An 18,591-nucleotide genomic window follows, 5' to 3' on the forward strand; every position below is an offset into this window, starting at 1 on the left:
ACGTCCTATTTGCATCGCTAAACCTCAATAACTCCTTTAAACCTTGCAAAGGTATTCATTGACGTTGTTGATTGCATGTCTTGATAATCTGGATTATTGGCACTTAAAGTGTACTGACCTTGCCCCAGTTTTTTCACTTTACGTAATAAATATTGGGGATCTCCGGTTTCATCTAATAATTCAATCGCAAGAGTATGATTGGATATTGAGCCCGCACTCGCTGACGTTATCCACTCAAACAGTAGATAATCGCCATCACAAATAGGCTGTTTACCTCCATTCATTGAGTTGCCCTTTGCGCGCGCGATGAAGTGTTTCTGAGAATTTAAGTTGCCATAGTGTGCAGGGACTTTAATGGTACTAACTTGTTCGGCTGAACTGGTTTTAAAATGCCCACACGCAATTTTTAAATCTTCATAGAATGGAAGGTAAATAACATTATCTTGGGGTGCATCATTTAGCATAGATAACGCACTGGTTGATAAACTCAGTGAGTTTAAATCTGATGGTTTTAATATAATATCGAGTTTGGCGTAATAATCTTTTAAGTCAGTTAGCATTTGTTGATTAAGCTGTTTTAGATCGCTGTCTTCAAGCTTTTCCCATAGTACAGTGTCAAATGACATTAAACTGAGTTCATTACACTGATAAAAGAACCGTTTCCGCTCAAATTTTTCAAATGGATTACTGCTTATACTGCGTTTAATATATGCATTATCAAATAAATTTTCATGGCGATTTAGCGGATTGTGCTCTTTCTCACTTCGACCATATTGCTGTAACATGGTCTGGTAAAAGCCACTGTAATGTTGAACCATTTTATCAATGTCGACTTCACCTTGCGGATTATGATGGTTAATCATGATCAGCATAAAGATGATTTTATATGAATAGGTATAATCTCGTTTTTCAATAAACTCGATAAAATCAGCTTTACGGGTATCTTGAGTACGAATAGGGATATTTTTATCTTGTCTAAGATCATTAAGCTTTTGCTGGCTGAAATAATTTAAGGTTTTACTGCCAAAGGGGATCGTTTTACTTGCAACGAGTTCACCTTTTCTCATCCACGCTTTAACAGTACCCGTTGATATAAAGAGTTCTCGAGCGAGTTGCTCTTCATTGAGTAAATCACTGAATTCTTTTTCAAAGTTAAATATATTGATTGGCTCAATTCTTCGTTCAGACTCCCACAATCCATCTAGGATAATCAGATCATGCTGTAGGGTGCCATGGACATCTTTTACCACATCACCAAAGGGTTGATAAAATCCTAAATTAAACAACCCATGAATTGACCAAGGCTTAATCACAGCGCCATAACTATCAACAACGTCAATCACATATAATGCTTCTTTGCCTGGATGATTTCTTGTTCCACGGCCTAACTGCTGGGTATACAGCACCTTTGACATAGTCGGCCTTGCCATAACTAATATACTGGTTTGTGGGGCATCCCAACCTTCATTCAGTAACTCGCATGCACAAATTATCTGTACTTTCCCTTGCTGGTATAAATCAAGGCCTGAGCGATCTTTACCGCTAACAGCCACCGCTGTTATGCCTGACTGATTCAACAATGCAGCCATTCGCTGGGTATGTTTAATATCCACACAAAAGATAACCCCCTGTTGGGCGCTAATTTTGTATTCGCTATTATGAGGAAAAAAATACTTTTTCAACATATCAACAATGAGTTGATCCCTAGAAGGTAAGATGATTGTTTTTTGCAAGTCACTTTTAACAAACTCTTTGCCATTAAAACGCACTTTTGAAAAGTCGATATTTGACTCTAGTCGAAAAGCCCTTATTTGAGGAACTAGCTTTTGCTGAATGGCTTCTTCTAGTGTCATTTCAACTTCATACTGACCAAAAATATCAGCCAATTGGCACTGATCATATCGTTGATCCGTTGCCGTTAAGCCTAGTAAAGTTTCTGGAGAGAAATAACTTAGCGCTTGCCTTAACCCATCAGCACCAGCTCGATGAGCTTCATCCACAACAATATAGTCAAAATGATTTTTAGCTAATTTACGATAATGCCGCAATACATAGGCGCTTGTTTGCACAACAATATCCAATTGAGTATTTGATAACTCTAGACCAACGTGGATATTAGGTAGACGTTTCTGTATTCGCTCTATTAATTGCTGGCGTAAATCACGGGTAGGTACGATGGCAAGCACCTGTTTAGCTTTAGCTTGTTGACACTGTAATCTGAAGTCTTCAATAAAAACTTCGGTTTTCCCTGTTCCTGTTGGCAGCACGACTAAAAAACTGTTTTGACCGTTTTCACGTTTCAAGGCCAGCTTATCTACTGCATCTTGTTGATGTTGATATATCTCGAAATTATAGGCTCGTTGTGCTCTATAAAGCGGCGATTTTTTAAAGCTATTTGCGTCACCAAAATATTCCTTTATTTGATCTTCAAATTTAAACTCGTCACTCATGCCGCGATCAGACCAGCGATAAACCAGGTAGCCATCGTTAACTAATGAGTTCTGCTTAAACAATTGTGAACGGTATTTATTTTTAGTGACTAAAGCAGATAAAGGGTGATGATAGATTTCACCATTGAGTTCAATTGCGATGGGATTGGTGCTGCGTTGGAGAATGTAGTCAACGTAACGTTTATGACCTAATCTATCAATATAAGGTGCTTCTGCTTGCAAGGCATGGATAGAGGCAGCGCCATAAACTTGTTCAAATAACTCGGCAAATTTATATTCTGGTGGCGTTGGGTCAATATGATCCTCAGATCTATTGGCACCAAACTTTCTTAACTCAATATCTTCAATCTCATCAAATAAAAAATCTTGCCAATCATTGAGTAATTGCAGCTTATCAGATGCACAGAAACGATAAAGCCCCTGATATCTATGCATGATTCTGTTTTGATAACTCGTATAGTTTACATAATGAAATGACGTTGGTGATAAATCATATAATGTGTGATCAACCAATACAGCAGGCTTCTCTAAAGCAGAATATTGACTCCCCCACCGATATAAATATACAAACGACCAACATCAACCACATCTTTAAGTTGATACTGAAAACCAGCAGCTATGTTATCTATGTCATGTCCAGTGATAGCCATAGTGTTACCGTTTTATCAAAATGGCATTTAGCCACTTATCATCTTGCCTGTCGGGTCTTACATCTTGGGTTATCCATGTTTTTTTTATTGATAAATCAGAGTGAGCAATGAACGAAGCAAGCCTTTCTTCATTAGCATTGGTAAAGAAGCGCCCTCCTCGACTTATATCATCATCACCATACTTAAATGAGCAATAGAAAATGCCTCCAACGGCTAAATGTGAGGCTAAACGCTTGAACGTAGTGGTAATTAACGGACTAGGCACATGTAGCAATGACGCGCATGCCCAGATAGCATCAAATTTAAATCGAGTGTCAAAACTGTCAAAAGTAGCCAGTGAGACTTCAAGGCCTGTATATAACCTCGCTTTATTTACTAGGGCTTCGCTAGCATCAAACGCGGTAACCTTAAACCCCTGTTTAATAAAATAAGCACTGTCACGGCCGCTACCACAACCTGCGTCAAGGATAGTGCCAGTTAACGGAATGAGGGGAACAAACTCATTATAAAGGGCTGTCATATTCACATTAACAGTATCAGAGTAGAAGGCATCAGAATGCTGGTTGTAGAAATCTATGGTCATACTGAGTTTAGGTATTTTCGGGACTAGACATAAACTCAAGATTAACATAACCAATTGAAAGGTATAGTAACTAATTCACATTACCGCGACAAAAAAATACCTGCACTTGGCAGGTATTTTCGTAAGCTTAAAACAAATCAAGGGCGAGCTATTAACTCAACGCTTGTGTTATTAGCTTTGCTTTTTTACAAACTTCGACTTCAGCATCATTTGGCCGTTACCATCGACTTTACAATCTATGTCATGGTCGCCAGCCGCAAAACGGTTGATTACTGCTTTAGTACCCACTTTAAGTACGAGTGATGACCCTTTCACTTTAAGATCTTTGATTAAGGTGACTTTATCGCCCTCTGCCAGCAAGTTACCTACTGCATCGCTTAGAATGATGACATCTGGATCAACGACCACTTCATTTGGGTTCCACTCGTTGGCGCATTCTGGGCAAATTAATAATGTACCATCTGAATAGGCGTATGGTGACTCACATTTTGGACAGGGTGGGATTATATCGCTCATCTGTAACTCTCTTTAATTAACATACTATAACAGTCAGAACTTTATATGCGATGCTGACTCTATAATGAGTCTAATGGGCTGTAAGCAGTATTCTGACCAAAAATGATAATGGTATTATAATAAAATTATCATTCATACTCAATCCAGCATCCTCTTTTAAGACTAAAAGTAGCGCTAGCCTTGCACTTTTGGGTTATTAGTCGGCTTTTGATCCCCGTAGCTGACATCATGCTGCTCAAGATAACCACGAATTAGCTGGCGTACAACTTGCGATGGAGTTAAATCTTGTGATGCGCACAGTTGCTCAAAAGCCTGTTTTTTATTTGGGTCTAATAGCACAGTAAATCGTGCGGTTTTATTTTCCATCAAGGTTACTCCCTTAAAACATTATCATTTGATGATAATACCTTATATGCAATGATGCAGATACTGGTTTTATCTCCAGCTGGCACAGAATTGTAGCTGCCAATAGCAACGTGTATTACCACTCTTATGACTGTAATTGTGACATTAGAATATCAGGTTTAGAATGTGATTTTAGTTAACGCTAGGCTTGACCGAATCCATTTTGCACCGCATATTATCAGTAACAAAATATCTACATTTTATCTTCTCGTTAGTCTATCCGTCAGGTGTGCTACTACTCGTATTAAGGATGGCATGTGCCGCGGTTTCATTCGATCAGTTTTTTAACTAGTGGTGACGCTACATGATTACCATAAGCGTTGTCATTAGATGAGTTTGATTGCCCATTATTTACATAAGTGGAAGTTTAGATTAGCCATATTGATTGGCTTACTTTTACTGTGGCCGCTTCAAAATGCTTTCATTAGCACCTTACAGTCGGATGCGCTTAAACCTTATCATATTCAGTTACCCGTCAACCTTGATAGTGCTACCCGTGATAAATGGGGAATAAACCAAGACGCTGTTATTGAAAAAGTATTTGTTAGCGGAAGCTTTAGCGACTGGCATATAGATGACACCTTTTATCAATTAACGCAGCAAGACGGGCATTGGCAGTTTGATTTACCTATTTACCCTGGGGAACTAGAATATAAACTGGTGTTATTTATTCAAAACCAAGTTGAGCCTGTGTGGATTTTAGACCCTAACAATCCTGACATTACCGTAAACCCATGGGAGGGGAGCAACTCTGTTTTACACATTGCCGACTGGCCAAAAGTCAGCTTAATCAGTCAAATCCTTACCGCTGCGTTACTAGGCACATTTTTACTTTTTTGTATTTTAGAACCTTTTCTTTATTGGTTACTGCACCAGAAATTACCCTTTCATCGGAAATTAGTGCTCAGTAATATTTTAATTTTAGCCTGTACGCAAATTATATTTCTAAGTTACCAACTGCATTTAAATAGGCAACTAATTAAGCAGGGCTTAATCGACAGCGTACACGGTATGCATCTGATTTTTCATGGCGAAGGAGTTGATTTTGAACATCTCAATACACAAACAGATAATATCAATCATGCATTAACAAAATTCTTTTTACCTGCCACCACACGCATTGATAAAACTCAAAGTAGTTTATTTCAAATTACCCTATCTGACTTCGCCGTATTAAACGAAAACGGCCAGTTAATTACCCTGCGCCATCGAGAACAAAATCAACATATTCAACAGTCACGGGCTGAACAACTGGGATTTAATAATAGCCAGGACTACTTTATTAACGGCATGTGGCAACACTTATTGCCTAACGCGATAACTAACGCCCTAAACGGCCAAATAGTGATAGCGTCACGGCCACATAATATGCGCAAGGTTGAAACATCGCGTACCCAGTCGGCAGAGTTGATACTTGGGTTTAGCCAGTTTGTGCAACCCATTGTATCCCGAGGCCAGTTAAAGGGCTTTTATGCAGGCTCGGTTCAAGTCAAGCTGTACGGAGATGAACTACTAAGAATACTTGTGTTTCAGTTGCTATTACTTGTGGGAGTGATTGTATTATCAAGTTGGTTATTTACCCGCGTGGGCAAAATGGTCACTGAGGATATTTTAAAGTTAACCCAATGGACTCAAAATATTGTTAAAGGCAATTTATCACAAATATTGACCATCAATAGCCAAGATGAAATTCAACAGTTGTCTGAAAATTTCAATAAAATGCGCCAATCTTTACAGGATAGTTTTGCCCAAATAGCGGTGCAAAATAATAAACTATATCAAGAAGCCTATTTTAATGGGCTAACGGCATTACCAAACCGTAAAAAATTGCATAGCGATCTAGCTGAGCTAGCTATTGGCGCCTTGTTGGTGATTAACATTAATGATTTCGGCGAGTTTAATGACTTTTATGGTGTCGATGCCGGTGATGAAATTTTATTAGAAGTGGCTAATCGACTTGCGTCAGGAAACAGACCGGTTACATTATATAAAACTGGCCCGGATGAGTTTGTCGTAACATTAACAACTCAAGTGTTAACCTCTACATCAATATCAGATTCGCTATCATCCTCAGCCGTGACTACTGTAGCAAGCTCGAATAATCAACAACTGGCAAAACTTGCGCAGCTTTTATTTGATGATATTTGCCAAAAACCGCTGCTTATCAAAGGCAGTGAATATTATATCTGTGTCAGTATTGGCGGTGCCCTGCTGGCTAATGAGCAAACATTAGTGACAGAAGAATCGGGGTTATCAGTTGAACACTCTCCTGCCACAAAGTCAGCTAATCAGTTGCACCGACATGCAGATTTAGCCCGTCGCTTTGCTAAAAAACAGCAACTCTTTTATTGCTGTTTTAGCACTGAAATGGCTAACTCAGCCGCATTTGAAGAAAACATGCGCCAAAGTAGAATGCTAGCAAAGGCTGCACAAGAGAATTGGGTGGTGCCTTATGTTCAGCTTATTCAGCCTTTAATTGATGCGCCTATAAAATTTGAATGTTTGATGCGCCTGCAACTCCCCGACGGACAAATATTAGCGCCCCATCAATTTATGAAAGCCGCTAGACAATCACGTATTTATCCGCAGTTAATGCGTTGCATGTTACAAAAGTCGATTGCGCTGTTTAAAGACCAACCCTATGATTTTTCGGTTAACATCACTTTGGATGATATTGCCATTACACAAAATCTAGAGATAATTATCAGTTTACTGAAAACTGATCCAAACACCTGTCAACGGATAACCTTTGAGCTACTCGAAAGTGAAGAAATTACTAACTATGAGGCGGTGGAACATTTTATTAAGTTAGTCAAACCATTAGGCTGTAAAATTGCTATTGATGATTTTGGTGCCGGTTATTCAAACTTTGTGCATTTACTCAGTTTAGATATTGATATTATCAAAATAGATGGTTCATTAATCCGTCATTTAGATAACGATCCTAAAGCCAGATTATTGGTTGAAACCATCGCGATTTTCGCCCATAAGATGGGTAAAAAGACCGTAGCTGAATTTGTTGAAAATGATGCGACTCTGAACTTACTTAACCAATATGAAATTGATTATGCTCAAGGTTACTTACTTGGCAAACCTGCGCCAACAATCACTCAAGCACTAGCCATTTATTCAACTAAGTAACTGTGCTGATATCATTTTAAAATCTGGACGCTGTAATACATTCTCTTGCATACACAGTTTCGCCAAAGCAGTTAATTCAGCATGCTTTGGTATTGAATACTGTGGATTTTCTGGTGTAATTAACGCTAACAAGTCATCAATTAAACAGCCTAAGGCACGCACTTCAATTTTATGCATTTTGAGGCGTTGTTGTAACGGTAAGTTAGCTAAGTTAGAGGCTGCGCCAAAATCACCAAATAACACCTTACACTCATTATCAATCATAATATTATGCGCGTAGATATCGCCATGACTAACCTGTTGCTGGTGCATATGGGTCATGGTGTCACTCATTTGCTTAACTATTCGCACTATGGCTTCAACAGAGAATTGTGCATTGTCATTAAAAGTGTCACGGGTACACGTCTGCAATGAGGGTGGCAGCCCTAAGTTTTGATAACCTTCAGGAATAAGTGCCATCACCAAGCCTAATTGTTCACCATGATGAATTTGACCAATGGCGGGAATTAAATTTACATGCTCGCCTGTTGTTAAACAGCAATCCAGCTCATCTGCTGGGTAGCCGTCGCTGGTAATGGCGCCTTTAAAAATCTTCACTGCGACATTGTCGGGTAAATGGGCTTGAGTGGTAGGTCGATTAAGCCAATGGGCTTTATATATAATGCCCGATGCACCTTGACCAATTTGAGCACTGAAATGCAAGTGTTCGGGGTCTATCATTGGCACACTGTTATTTAAACATTCATCAACATGGCTAAAAGGATTACCTGCAAATGCAAGCCAACTGAGTTTGGGTAAATTGAGCAACCAATCGGGTAAATGACTCAGTTGGTTAGCGGATAAACGCACTAATTCAAGTTCACGGCAATTAGCCATAGAGTCAGGTAATTCGGTTAACTGGTTACCGGCTAGCGCAAGTTTTTTAAGCCGAGTTAAGCGCCCCATTGACTGGGGTAAATGGCTTAATTGATTATCGGTTAATATCAACCACCGGGTTTGGCTAGGTAAAGCATGCTCACTAACATGGCTAATTTGATTGGCTTTAAACCCAATCATTTCCAGTTTAGGACAACGAGCTAATACCTCAGGTAACTCAGTAAAGCAGTTTTGCGATAGAAACACGATGCGAAGCTGAGTTAATTTTTCAAAGTCATCAGGTAGACTTGATAATTGGTTATTCGATAAATCTAAAATCTCTAAACTGTCAGCTAATGACAATATCGCCAGAGGAAACTCACTGAGTTTGGCCGCTATTTGCACACGAGAAAGCCCTTTCAATTCGCCTGATTCAAGCTGTTCTAATGTATGCATGGTAGTATTCCTGTCAATGTCGTAATCGGCTAAATGAACGCGGGATTGTAAAGAAGCAGGCCCTTGATAGCAAATACTCATCAAATTGATATTGCCATAACAGATTGGAATGACAGGCTGAAATAACAGCACAAAAAAACCACTGCATAACAGTGGTTAAATGGATACTAAAATGTCAGTTTGGGGTTGATGCTTTAGCTTTACGTTCAGTTAACTGAAAATAATATCCTTAAAAACATTAGATAAGTTCAGCTAGCATTGCGTCGTTATATTCAACAACCGCTTCACCTTGGCGCACTTTGGCCACGTAATCTGGGTTGGCAATAAATGGACGACCAATGGCCAGTAGATCAAATTGATTATTTAAAATAGCTTGTGCGCCTGTGTCTGCAGTATAACTGCCAACACCCACTAAGGTTTTTGGATACACTTTACGTAAGTAGCTAGACACTCGACCATCGAGGTAGTCAAACTCCATTGAGTCGTCAAATATCCCAGCATGAACAAAAGCAATATCACGCTTAGCCACTTGTGGTAATAAATAGTCAAATACCTCACGGTCACGTTTGTCGCCTGCTATATTGAAATAAGCACCTGGCGATAAACGCAGACCGGTACGTTCTGCACCAATACGCGCAACAATCGTATCAAGCACTTCTAATGCAAAACGAGACATATTTTCAGGGGTTTGGCCATATTCATCATCACGACGGTTACTGTCATGGTGTAAAAATTGATCGATTAAGTATCCATTAGCACCATGAATCTCAACACCATCAAAACCGGCATCCATCGCATTCGCTGCTGCTTGGGCATAATCTTTCACTAACTGTGCAATATCTTCTTTAGTCGCTGCTTTAGGCGTTTGATAAGTCAGTTCGCGCATTCTTGGTACACTGCCCTCAATCGCAATGGCTGACGCAGATAACACATCGCCGCCACCAAAAAAATGTGAGTGCGCAACGCGACCGGTATGCCACAGTTGAGCAAATATTTTGCCTCCATTTGCATGTACCGCATCGGTTACCACTTGCCATCCCTTAATTTGCTCAGGGCTAAATAAACCAGGTGTATTGGGGTAGCCTTGACCATCTGGACGAATAATAGTGGCTTCACTAATAATCAGCCCAGCGTCTGCACGACGAGCGTAATAGTCAGCAATTTGCTGAGTGGGCACTAAGTTAGCATCGGCCATGCAACGCGTTAATGGCGCCATTAAGATTTTATTGGCTAAGGTTAACGTATTATTTAATGCATATGGCTGGAATAAATTGGCAGACATGACAGTTCCCTTTCTTGAGTATGCGTTCAAGATAATCTTATTTGAACGATCATTCAAGTAGTTTTTGAATGTTTATTCAAAATTGGGTAAACTCAGCCAATACTTACTTAACACTATAGAGACCACCATGAGAAATGCAGAGTTTGATCGCCAAGTTGTCCTTCGTGCGGCCATGCGAGCATTTATGGTGAAGGGTTATACTAAAACCAGTATGCAAGATTTAACCAAAGCAACTGGGTTGCATCCAGGGTCGATTTATTGTGCATTTAAAAATAAAAAAGGCTTATTATTAGCCGCAATAGGTCAATACCATGATGATCGCAGCGTGCAGTTTCAACAGTTATTTGCCAATAATAATAACCCGCTGCATAATTTAAAAGCTTACTTGGCCTCTATTGTAGAAGAGTGTTTAAGTTGTGATGCCAACTAACGAAAGCCTTAAATGAGGTAGGTGAACAAGATGAGGATATTAGCCAATTAATTAATACCAATCTGAATGCATGGCAACAGGCTATTGAGCAAGTGTTTGATGCGGCAAAGTCACAAGGGTTAATTGAAAATGGCACCAGTAGCCAATTACAGGCGCAATTTTTAATGATGGGCATGTATGGTTTACGCACATTTGCCCATACACACCCTACAAAAGAAATGTTATTACCACTGGCTGACAAGCTATTTAACAGCTTACTTTAAAAAAATGACGCCTTTCGCGTCATTTTGTTTAACTGAAATATGGGTTTAGCTTACTATTAGCCAATCGTTTTTTGTGAAAAGACTCGCTCGCCCAAGGCATTCAAAATAGTACATTCGCCATCTAACACCGCAATAATCGATTTTCCGCGACGAAAACTATCAGGGATCATTACCCTACCTGTGTGGCTAACCGGTAAATCGGTTAATACCATATTATGCATTTCAAGCCCAGCTGGTGCTTCATAAAACAATATTGTCACCGTGGCTAATGACGGTTGTTCGCTATTTGTATCTTGCTTTGCTTCAGATTTCATTCTTTACTCTCGTACCAGTAGACACTAGTTAAGTGAAGGATTAATTAGCCAACATTCCGTATTTAGTTTATCAATCGTTGTCATTTCTAAACTGTGATGTGATCAACCCATAAGAAAAATCAGATCACTTTTAAATTTAATAATATGCTTTTTGATGCGTTAATCCTATACAAAAAGAAACAAAGGTAACTAAAAATACTGCCAAAGTTACCAAGATTAATGAAATGTAAGCGTTATTAATTTAGCACAAGTGGATTTAAATATAGATTATCTACACGTTTTTTAAAGTCAGCCCTAAACAGCTTGAATGATTCCTGCTAGAATCGATGACAATTTTTAGCCTTAAACATTTAATAAAACGAGATTAAGATGGGCAGAGCATATCAAAATAAAAAAGAGTCCATGGCGAAAACCGCTGGCCAAAAGACACGAATTTACTCACGTTACGGTAAAGAAATTTACATTTGCGCTAAAGGCGGTGTTGACCCTGATGGCAATTTAGCACTACGTAGCTTAATTGCCCGCGCGAAGAAAGATCAAGTTCCGGCGCATGTTATTGAACGTGCTATTGAAAAAGCCCGTGGTGGTGGCGGTGAAGATTACGATACGGCTCGTTATGAAGGTTTTGGCCCTGGTGGTTGTATGGTTATTGTCGACTGCCTTACAGATAACGGTAACCGCACATTTACCCAAGTTCGCCAGGCGTTTGTTAAAAATGATGCCAAACTAGGTGGCCCAGGTACTGTTGGTCACATGTTCGAACATCAAGCGGTATTTGTGTTTGAAGGCGATGACGATGAAGCCATTTTAGAACTGCTTATGATGGCTGACGTTGACGTTGCCGACGTAGAACTAGAAGATGGCATTATCAGTGTATTTGCACCGGTATCAGAGTTTAACAATGCTCGTACAGTGTTAACTGAAGCTTTTCCTGACATTGATTTCAAAGTAGAAAATTTAGCGTTTGTACCACAAACCATGACAGAAATCAGCGGTGAAGATATCGAAAGTTTTGATAAGTTTTTAGCGGCATTAGATGATTGTGATGATGTACAAAACGTATATCACAATGCTGAGATTAACGAGTAATCTCTTATGGAATCAACACTGAATTCAGTTTGATGCCATAAACAAAAAACGCAGCTTAGGCTGCGTTTTCTATTAGCATTGGATTTAACAATTCAATTAACGTAAATCCATCTCTTGTACTTTTTCATAAGCAATTTCTGGCGCGGTCACTTCAGGCTTTGCATGCAGATCTGCTTTTAAATGACCTTTACGGTGCTTAAGTGCTGCGTCTAATTTTTTAGCTGCACTTGCAATAGCTGGGTACATTACGGAATCAAGGCCTTTAGCCGCGATACGAGTACCTTCATAATTAGTACTAACTTCTACATCATATTCGCCGTGTTCTTTGGCAATGATAATGTCTAGTGCAATTAGAGTAGGAAAATGGCTAGCAAGCTTAGCGAACTTTTCTTCTACATGTTGTTTGACAGTGTCAGTAACATCTACATGGTGACCAGAAAGATTTATTTTCATAAAGTGTCCTTAGCGTTATAACGTTTCTTTAATGTCATATTAATTGACTGCATAAAAGAGAACTTGGGGCATTTACTGTAGATTTCAAGAGATTAAATCAAAAAAGTGTCAAAATGAATATCAAAGTCACATCTGTAATTTAATTCTGTATTGCTTGCATCAGTAAAGTTAGCTCCAACTTTTTGAACAACCTTGTTCTCAATTTGAGTTAACATCACCATACACACTTAGTATAGGCATAAACAAGTAACTTTGTTCACTACTTTTACTCGCTTTACAACACCGCTCACAAAGCAGTCTAATAAATGACTTTTTAAGTTAAATTTTGACCAGTTAAGTGAGTTTTACCTTACTTTGATAAACTTAAATTAATCTATAGGTTAACCCAATGTCACTCAAAACCCTGCAAATAGATATTGTCTCAGATGTTATGTGCCCATGGTGTATTGTTGGCTATAAGCGACTTCAACAAGCCTTAACCGCTTTTGCTGATACCCAGGTGCAAATCACTTGGCACCCGTTTGAATTAAATCCCAATATGGGCAAACAAGGACAGCACCTTGGTGAGCATTTAGCTAAAAAATACGGTTCTACACCGCAGCAAAGTCAGCAGAATCGAGCCAATTTAACGGCTATCGGTAAAACGCTAGATATTGAGTTTAACTTCACCGACCAATCGCGTATTTACAATACCTTTAATGCCCACCAGCTGCTTCAATGGGCAAAGTTATTCAATAAACAAACTGAGCTTAAGCTCGCCTTATTTGATGGCTATTTTACCCAGCAGCAAAACCCTGATGACATTAGGGTATTATTAGATATTGTCGACAGCGTGGGATTAGACCGAGTAGAAGCGGAGCAAGTACTGGCTTCTCAACAATTTTCCGAGTCAGTTAGACAAGAGCAAGCTTTATGGCAAAGCAGAGGCATAAGCGCTGTGCCAGCGATTGTATTGAATCAAAAGTATTTGATTTCCGGTGCACAAAGTGCAGATTACCTCATTGAAGCCATTAAACAGTCAGTAAAACCAGATTAGCTCAATAACATTGAGCATACTTATTGATTATGCTTATTTAGCACAGTCATTGAGCTGGCTTCTTTGATTTAGCTGAAGTTGATGAAGCTGAAGTTGATTTAGCTGAAGTTGATGAAGCTGAAGTTGATTAAGCTGAGGTTGATTAAGTTTAGTCCATAAAAAAACCAGCTCATGCTGGTTTTTTGTCATTACGTTTAAAACTAGCTTTTTAATAACCGCTATTTAATCTTGTCGCGTTAGACCTATTAATTCAACTTAGTCACATTCAATGTAGGCGAGTTGCTACTTGGACCGGTTACCGTAAAACGATAGGTTGCATTACTGGCGACAGATAACGTCAAGTTAGCGCCCTTCTTCGCCAAGGTTTTAATTGCGCCTTCAACCACGGCTTCATCAGCGGCAATAGCGCCAAAGTCGACGGTTGACCAATCGCCTGTGGCGATTTTGAACTCATAATCACCGGCAGCAACAGCAATATCAACCGTGTACACAGATGAGCCTTGATACGCAAGTGCATCAACCTCGCCCCAACCATTCATGCCACCGCGAATATAAACGGTATTACCGGCAAACATATCGGTTTTATCTATGGTTAAGATAGGTTCGTTACGGTTGCTCATGTCGAATGTGAAACTGTACATGGCATCGCTAGCAAAATTAAAACCTAAATTAGCGCCTTTTACCGCTAACACTTTAGGCAGTCCTAATTGAACGGTTCCGTCAGCATCTGCGCTACCATAATCTACGCTGCTCCAGTCACTTGAGGCAATTTTAAAGCCTTTAGTGCCCGCGGTGACCATGATTTCGGCGCGGTATAAGCTGCCCCCTAAATAAACCATTTCACTGTCAGTAGACCAACCATTCATGTCACCCAGTAAGTAAACCGCTGTGCCGATAAATGGCTCTTCATTGAACACAGTTAATACTGGGTTGTCTTTGTTTGCAGCATCTAATGAGAACACATAGGTGGCATCAGTTGCAGCCGTAAAGGTCATGTTAGCCCCTTTAGCGGTCAGTTGCTCAGCGATATCTTGATCAACCCCTGCAACATCGGCCGACACAGCGCCAAAGTCGACGGTGTTCCAATCAGCTGAAGCAATCTTGAACTCATAACTGCCAGCGGCAAGTGTAATCGCAATACGATATTCGCCTGCGCCCACATAGGTAAACTTATCCACTTCACCCCAACCATTCATGCCACCACGCACAAACACATCTGTACTGCCATAAGGCACAACATCGGGTGCACCTGCGGTAGCATTGGCACTTAAGCCTTCGCCTTGGGCATTACCTTGGTTTTTAACAAATACGGCTGTGGTGTAAGCCGGCACAGTAAAGGTACCGTCAGTATCACCCTGGCTGAAACTTGCGCCTTGAACTGTGCTGTCAATCGACATCATTTGTTTAGCGTGTAAGCTAAAGCCCGCGGCGGTGGCTATGGTATGCGATTGGGTTTGTGCGCTACCGTTTACCATTACCACAATGGCGTCAACTGCTGGGTCAATATCGGCTAGGCCTAGGCCGTCGTCGATGCTCATGACTATCAGGCCCTGCTGCTGGTTTTTACCAATATTATGGAAACCAACCCGGTCGATAATGTCTTGTGCTGTGGTCAAGCGGAATAACTTACTTGATTGACGAATCGATAAAAACTCATTGAACACACTTGATGCAAAATCAATTTCTGACATTGAAGCGGCTGCATTAGGGTTAGCCGAAATACCACTAATAACCGACCACTTTTCTTTATTGTCTTGCGCTAAAGGTAAGCCAACATTCCAGTTATTACTGTTTTTACTAAAGTCGACCCAGTTAAACCAATCGCCGGCATCGTATGTGTTTCGGTCCATTGATTTTGAGCGCAGCATTTCGCCGCCCATTTGGAAAAATGGAATACCCTGACTCATTAACGGAATCGTGGCGGCAATATTTTGCACCCGCACACGGTGTTCTAACGACAAACCGACTTTATGTTTATATTGTAAAGTATCCCATAGGGTTTCGTTATCATGTTTGGACACGTAGTTAATGCTGTCGGCTGGATCTAAAGTGTAACCCGTTGGTTGACTGTTCCAGCTAAAACTACTGCCTTTGGCTGAATTGCCGTTAAAGTCTTTTAGAATGTAGTGTTGTAAGTTACCCGCCATAGATAAGCGCAGCGTATCTTGGTCGCGTAGGTAGTCATCTTTTTGGTCTGTGGCAAATAATGCACCACCGCGCACGGCTTCACGAATACGGTCGTTAAAGGTGCCCACTTCACTGCCGGCCATGTTAGCTTGAGTCGCTTGCTCAAATAATCGATTATCAGCCACCTCACCAAAGTTCCAACCTTCACCGTAAAAGTAGTTGTCGGCGTCCACAGCTTGAACCGCTTCACGGGCGGCTAAAATACTGCTTTTAGGCATATGGCCCATCACGTCAAAACGAAAGCCATCATAGCCATATTCTTTGGCTAAAATCACCATTGAATCTGATACAAACTTGTCCATCATCCGATGTTCGGTAGCAGTATTGTCACAACAGGTTGATGATTCAATATTGCCGCTGATTTCGTTATACCTGTGGTAGTAACCTGGTACCACTTTATCAAGCACTGAATTGTCCCATAACCCTGATGAACTGGTGTGGTTATACACGACATCAAGAACTACGCGTAAACCTAGCTCATGTAAGGCTTGGTTCATGGCGCGTAACTCTTTGACTCGCGCAACCCCTTCAGGGCTTGAAGCGTAACTGCCTTCTGGGGCAATAAAATGCTGTGGATCATAACCCCAGTTAAAACCATCATAGCCGCGCATGGCATTAACCAGATCTTGTGCATCACCAGAGCCAGGTAAAAAGTCCGCTAATATATCAACAATTTTGGCTGATTTATCTTCTGTTTTACAGGCTTTAGCGTTGTCAGCAATTTTGCTACATAACATGCCTAAGGTATCGGTAATTTCAATTCGCTTAGTCACATCTTCTTCTATGGTGGCAATATCGGTTACTGGCAATACGTGGAAATGGGTGACGCCATTGTCAGCAAGTTGGCGTAAATGCTCAACCGGTGCACTTCCTTGCTCAGTAAAGGCTAAATATTTACCGCGATTAGCAACAGACGTGGTTTCATCTCTGATACTAAAATCACGTACATGGCCTTCATAGATAACAATATCTTCTGGATTTTCGACCGTTGCAACTGTGTGCCCGTCCCAGCCATCCGGCTTAGTGTCATCGTCAGATAAATTAATAAACTGACTGAAACGGCCGTTAGTTGATACGTTTAGTGAGTATGGGTCTGTGGTTTCCATTGTCTCAATTTTTTTAGACACAGGATGGAAGGCTTTCACTTCATAACGATAATATTGACGGTCTAAACTCATATCACCATTAAATGACCAAATACCGGTTAGGTTATCAAGGGTCATGGCCTCAGTTTTAGTCAGTTTTTTTGCACTGTCATATATCTTCAAATTGACCGATTGTGCAGTCGGCGCCCACACTTTCGCGCTAATGCCGTTGTCATACACAATACCGAGTGTGGCTTCATCGGCATCCATATCACCCCGGTATAAAGTGCATCTAACACTTTAGCCACTTGAACATGGGTCGCTGCAGCGGGTTTGTTATCACTGTCGTACGCCACCAATACCAATTGTTCTTTAGCGATATTTTTCGCTTCATCAACGCTAAAGTTGGCTTCATAAGCAGGCCATTGTGCTAAATGCGGCACTAGGGCTTTTTGCTCGTCAGTCAGTGTCGCTTCGGTTAACTCAAGTTGAATACCGTTGATATTACTGTCGTTATCAGCCTCAATACCTGCGGTGGCTGAATGGTGTAATACAAATTTAGCGATGCCCTCTGGCGACTCATTCCACACAAAGGTGTTTTGATCTAACCAATGTGCGCTTGCGCCATCAATGGCAAAGCCGACATCTAAAATAGGATAGTCATACACATCACTTTCACCGTGAATGGTAAAATTGACTCGATTAAATTGGGCTTCAGGGGCGGCGTCATCAATAAAAGATTTAAGATTCATCACTGAATCGCCATCGCCTAATGCTTTACCCGAACCTTCAGTACCAATATGGATGATAAAGTTAGCGCACTCGCTGTAGCCTTCTTTTAAATTGATTAACCAGTAAGCGCCGTAATTAGGGTCGATGCCATCAAAAGAATGACCATTAGCCCAGTCAGTTGAATCAAAAGGTGGCGCATAAGCGTCACAGGTATCATTGTTCCAAGAATGGAGTTTATAGCCTGGGTAATTTGGATTACCACTGCTGTTATCTTTGTCTTTAATGCGGTTGTAATACAGCACTGCCTGATTTGGCCCCGCCAATACTGAAGGTAAAGGTAAATCTGGGTTGTAACCCACAATACAGCTTTCGTTGTTAGCATCGGGGAACTTAGGCGCTGGGCAGCTTAAGGGGGGCGGTGGCACACACGCGGTTCCCTCTGCATTGGGCACGTTTGGCACATTACAGGTCAGTAATACTTCACCCGATTCGGTTGAGTCACTGCCGCATCCCATTAGTACTGTCATACTCAGTGCAAGTACACTGAATGTCGTTATTGTTGGCTTAGTCATCATGACTGAATTCTCCCGATCACTTTTTGCTGTAAAGCAACTGCTTGATTAGTGCTTGTTGTTATTGTGATATTGCTAATGTCTAAAATCGC

Annotated in this window: 12 protein-coding genes and 2 pseudogenes; 4 read left to right on the top strand and 10 right to left on the bottom strand. The window is 40.6% G+C overall.

What is annotated here, in order from left to right; translation table 11 throughout:
- Positions 1–17: 17 nt before the first annotated feature.
- The 5 genes from L0B17_RS14915 to L0B17_RS14930 form a co-directional block, all read right to left on the bottom strand.
- A complete protein-coding gene (locus tag L0B17_RS14915; RefSeq protein ID WP_235085873.1) occupies positions 18–2,885 on the bottom strand; it encodes a DEAD/DEAH box helicase family protein in 2,868 nt (955 codons plus the stop codon).
- 92 nt (positions 2,886–2,977) lie between these two features.
- Entirely contained in the window at positions 2,978–3,100 is a 123-nt protein-coding gene (locus L0B17_RS18125; RefSeq protein WP_268833998.1) for a hypothetical protein, read from the bottom strand.
- Positions 3,101–3,104: 4 nt separating this feature from the next.
- Positions 3,105–3,683 carry a class I SAM-dependent methyltransferase gene (locus tag L0B17_RS14920; protein WP_235085875.1) on the bottom strand — a complete coding sequence of 193 codons (579 nt, stop codon included), beginning with the start codon at positions 3,681–3,683 and terminating at the stop codon, positions 3,105–3,107.
- Positions 3,684–3,854: 171 nt separating this feature from the next.
- Complete coding sequence (locus tag L0B17_RS14925) at positions 3,855–4,199, bottom strand: zinc ribbon domain-containing protein YjdM (protein WP_235085877.1); 345 nt, start codon at positions 4,197–4,199, stop codon at positions 3,855–3,857.
- 174 nt (positions 4,200–4,373) lie between these two features.
- A complete protein-coding gene (locus L0B17_RS14930; RefSeq protein WP_235085879.1) occupies positions 4,374–4,565 on the bottom strand; it encodes a ribbon-helix-helix domain-containing protein in 192 nt (63 codons plus the stop codon).
- Between the two features lie 369 nt (positions 4,566–4,934).
- Between L0B17_RS14930 and L0B17_RS14935 the strand changes: the two genes are divergently transcribed.
- Positions 4,935–7,745: an EAL domain-containing protein gene (locus L0B17_RS14935; protein ID WP_235085880.1), complete on the top strand. Its 2,811-nt coding sequence runs from the start codon at positions 4,935–4,937 to the stop codon at positions 7,743–7,745.
- Here L0B17_RS14935 and L0B17_RS14940 read toward each other — a convergent pair.
- Positions 7,734–9,056 carry a leucine-rich repeat-containing protein kinase family protein gene (locus L0B17_RS14940; RefSeq protein WP_235085882.1) on the bottom strand — a complete coding sequence of 441 codons (1,323 nt, stop codon included), beginning with the start codon at positions 9,054–9,056 and terminating at the stop codon, positions 7,734–7,736. The two genes, L0B17_RS14935 and L0B17_RS14940, sit on opposite strands and share 12 nt — an antisense overlap.
- Positions 9,057–9,294: 238 nt before the next feature.
- Complete coding sequence (locus L0B17_RS14945) at positions 9,295–10,338, bottom strand: alkene reductase (RefSeq protein ID WP_235085883.1); 1,044 nt, start codon at positions 10,336–10,338, stop codon at positions 9,295–9,297.
- A 127-nt stretch (positions 10,339–10,465) separates the two neighbouring features.
- Between L0B17_RS14945 and L0B17_RS14950 the strand changes: the two are divergent.
- Positions 10,466–11,031 (top strand): annotated as a pseudogene (locus L0B17_RS14950) (TetR/AcrR family transcriptional regulator).
- A 56-nt stretch (positions 11,032–11,087) separates the two neighbouring features.
- On the opposite strand, the gene L0B17_RS14955 reads toward L0B17_RS14950, so the two are convergent.
- Positions 11,088–11,345: a TIGR02922 family protein gene (locus L0B17_RS14955; RefSeq protein WP_235085885.1), complete on the bottom strand. Its 258-nt coding sequence runs from the start codon at positions 11,343–11,345 to the stop codon at positions 11,088–11,090.
- Positions 11,346–11,714: 369 nt separating this feature from the next.
- On the opposite strand from L0B17_RS14955, the gene L0B17_RS14960 reads away from it, so the two are divergent.
- Positions 11,715–12,434: a YebC/PmpR family DNA-binding transcriptional regulator gene (locus L0B17_RS14960; protein ID WP_235085886.1), complete on the top strand. Its 720-nt coding sequence runs from the start codon at positions 11,715–11,717 to the stop codon at positions 12,432–12,434.
- Positions 12,435–12,530: 96 nt separating this feature from the next.
- On the opposite strand, the gene hpf is transcribed toward L0B17_RS14960, so the two are convergent.
- Positions 12,531–12,887: a ribosome hibernation-promoting factor, HPF/YfiA family gene (gene hpf, locus L0B17_RS14965; protein ID WP_235085888.1), complete on the bottom strand. Its 357-nt coding sequence runs from the start codon at positions 12,885–12,887 to the stop codon at positions 12,531–12,533.
- Positions 12,888–13,275: 388 nt separating this feature from the next.
- Between hpf and L0B17_RS14970 the strand changes: the two genes are divergently transcribed.
- The gene (locus L0B17_RS14970) at positions 13,276–13,923 is read left to right on the top strand and encodes a DsbA family oxidoreductase (protein ID WP_235085889.1); all 648 of its coding nucleotides are present in this window, start codon (positions 13,276–13,278) and stop codon (positions 13,921–13,923) included.
- 245 nt (positions 13,924–14,168) lie between these two features.
- Here the strand turns inward: L0B17_RS14970 and pulA are convergent.
- Positions 14,169–18,502, bottom strand: a pseudogene (pulA, locus tag L0B17_RS14975) (pullulanase-type alpha-1,6-glucosidase).
- Between the last annotated feature and the right edge of the window lie 89 nt (positions 18,503–18,591).

This window comes from Shewanella sp. OMA3-2 (assembly GCF_021513195.1).
Classification (GTDB): domain Bacteria; phylum Pseudomonadota; class Gammaproteobacteria; order Enterobacterales; family Shewanellaceae; genus Shewanella.

Coding starts and splice junctions, on each gene's coding strand:
- L0B17_RS18125 (WP_268833998.1), bottom strand. CDS start 3,100: ATGGCTATCACTGGACATGACATAGATAACATAGCTGCTGGTTTTCAG.
- L0B17_RS14920 (WP_235085875.1), bottom strand. CDS start 3,683: ATGACCATAGATTTCTACAACCAGCATTCTGATGCCTTCTACTCTGAT.
- L0B17_RS14955 (WP_235085885.1), bottom strand. CDS start 11,345: ATGAAATCTGAAGCAAAGCAAGATACAAATAGCGAACAACCGTCATTA.
- L0B17_RS14935 (WP_235085880.1), top strand. CDS start 4,935: ATGAGTTTGATTGCCCATTATTTACATAAGTGGAAGTTTAGATTAGCC.
- L0B17_RS14940 (WP_235085882.1), bottom strand. CDS start 9,056: ATGCATACATTAGAACAGCTTGAATCAGGCGAATTGAAAGGGCTTTCT.
- L0B17_RS14945 (WP_235085883.1), bottom strand. CDS start 10,338: ATGTCTGCCAATTTATTCCAGCCATATGCATTAAATAATACGTTAACC.
- L0B17_RS14960 (WP_235085886.1), top strand. CDS start 11,715: ATGGGCAGAGCATATCAAAATAAAAAAGAGTCCATGGCGAAAACCGCT.
- L0B17_RS14970 (WP_235085889.1), top strand. CDS start 13,276: ATGTCACTCAAAACCCTGCAAATAGATATTGTCTCAGATGTTATGTGC.
- L0B17_RS14930 (WP_235085879.1), bottom strand. CDS start 4,565: ATGGAAAATAAAACCGCACGATTTACTGTGCTATTAGACCCAAATAAA.
- L0B17_RS14925 (WP_235085877.1), bottom strand. CDS start 4,199: ATGAGCGATATAATCCCACCCTGTCCAAAATGTGAGTCACCATACGCC.
- L0B17_RS14915 (WP_235085873.1), bottom strand. CDS start 2,885: ATGCATAGATATCAGGGGCTTTATCGTTTCTGTGCATCTGATAAGCTG.
- hpf (WP_235085888.1), bottom strand. CDS start 12,887: ATGAAAATAAATCTTTCTGGTCACCATGTAGATGTTACTGACACTGTC.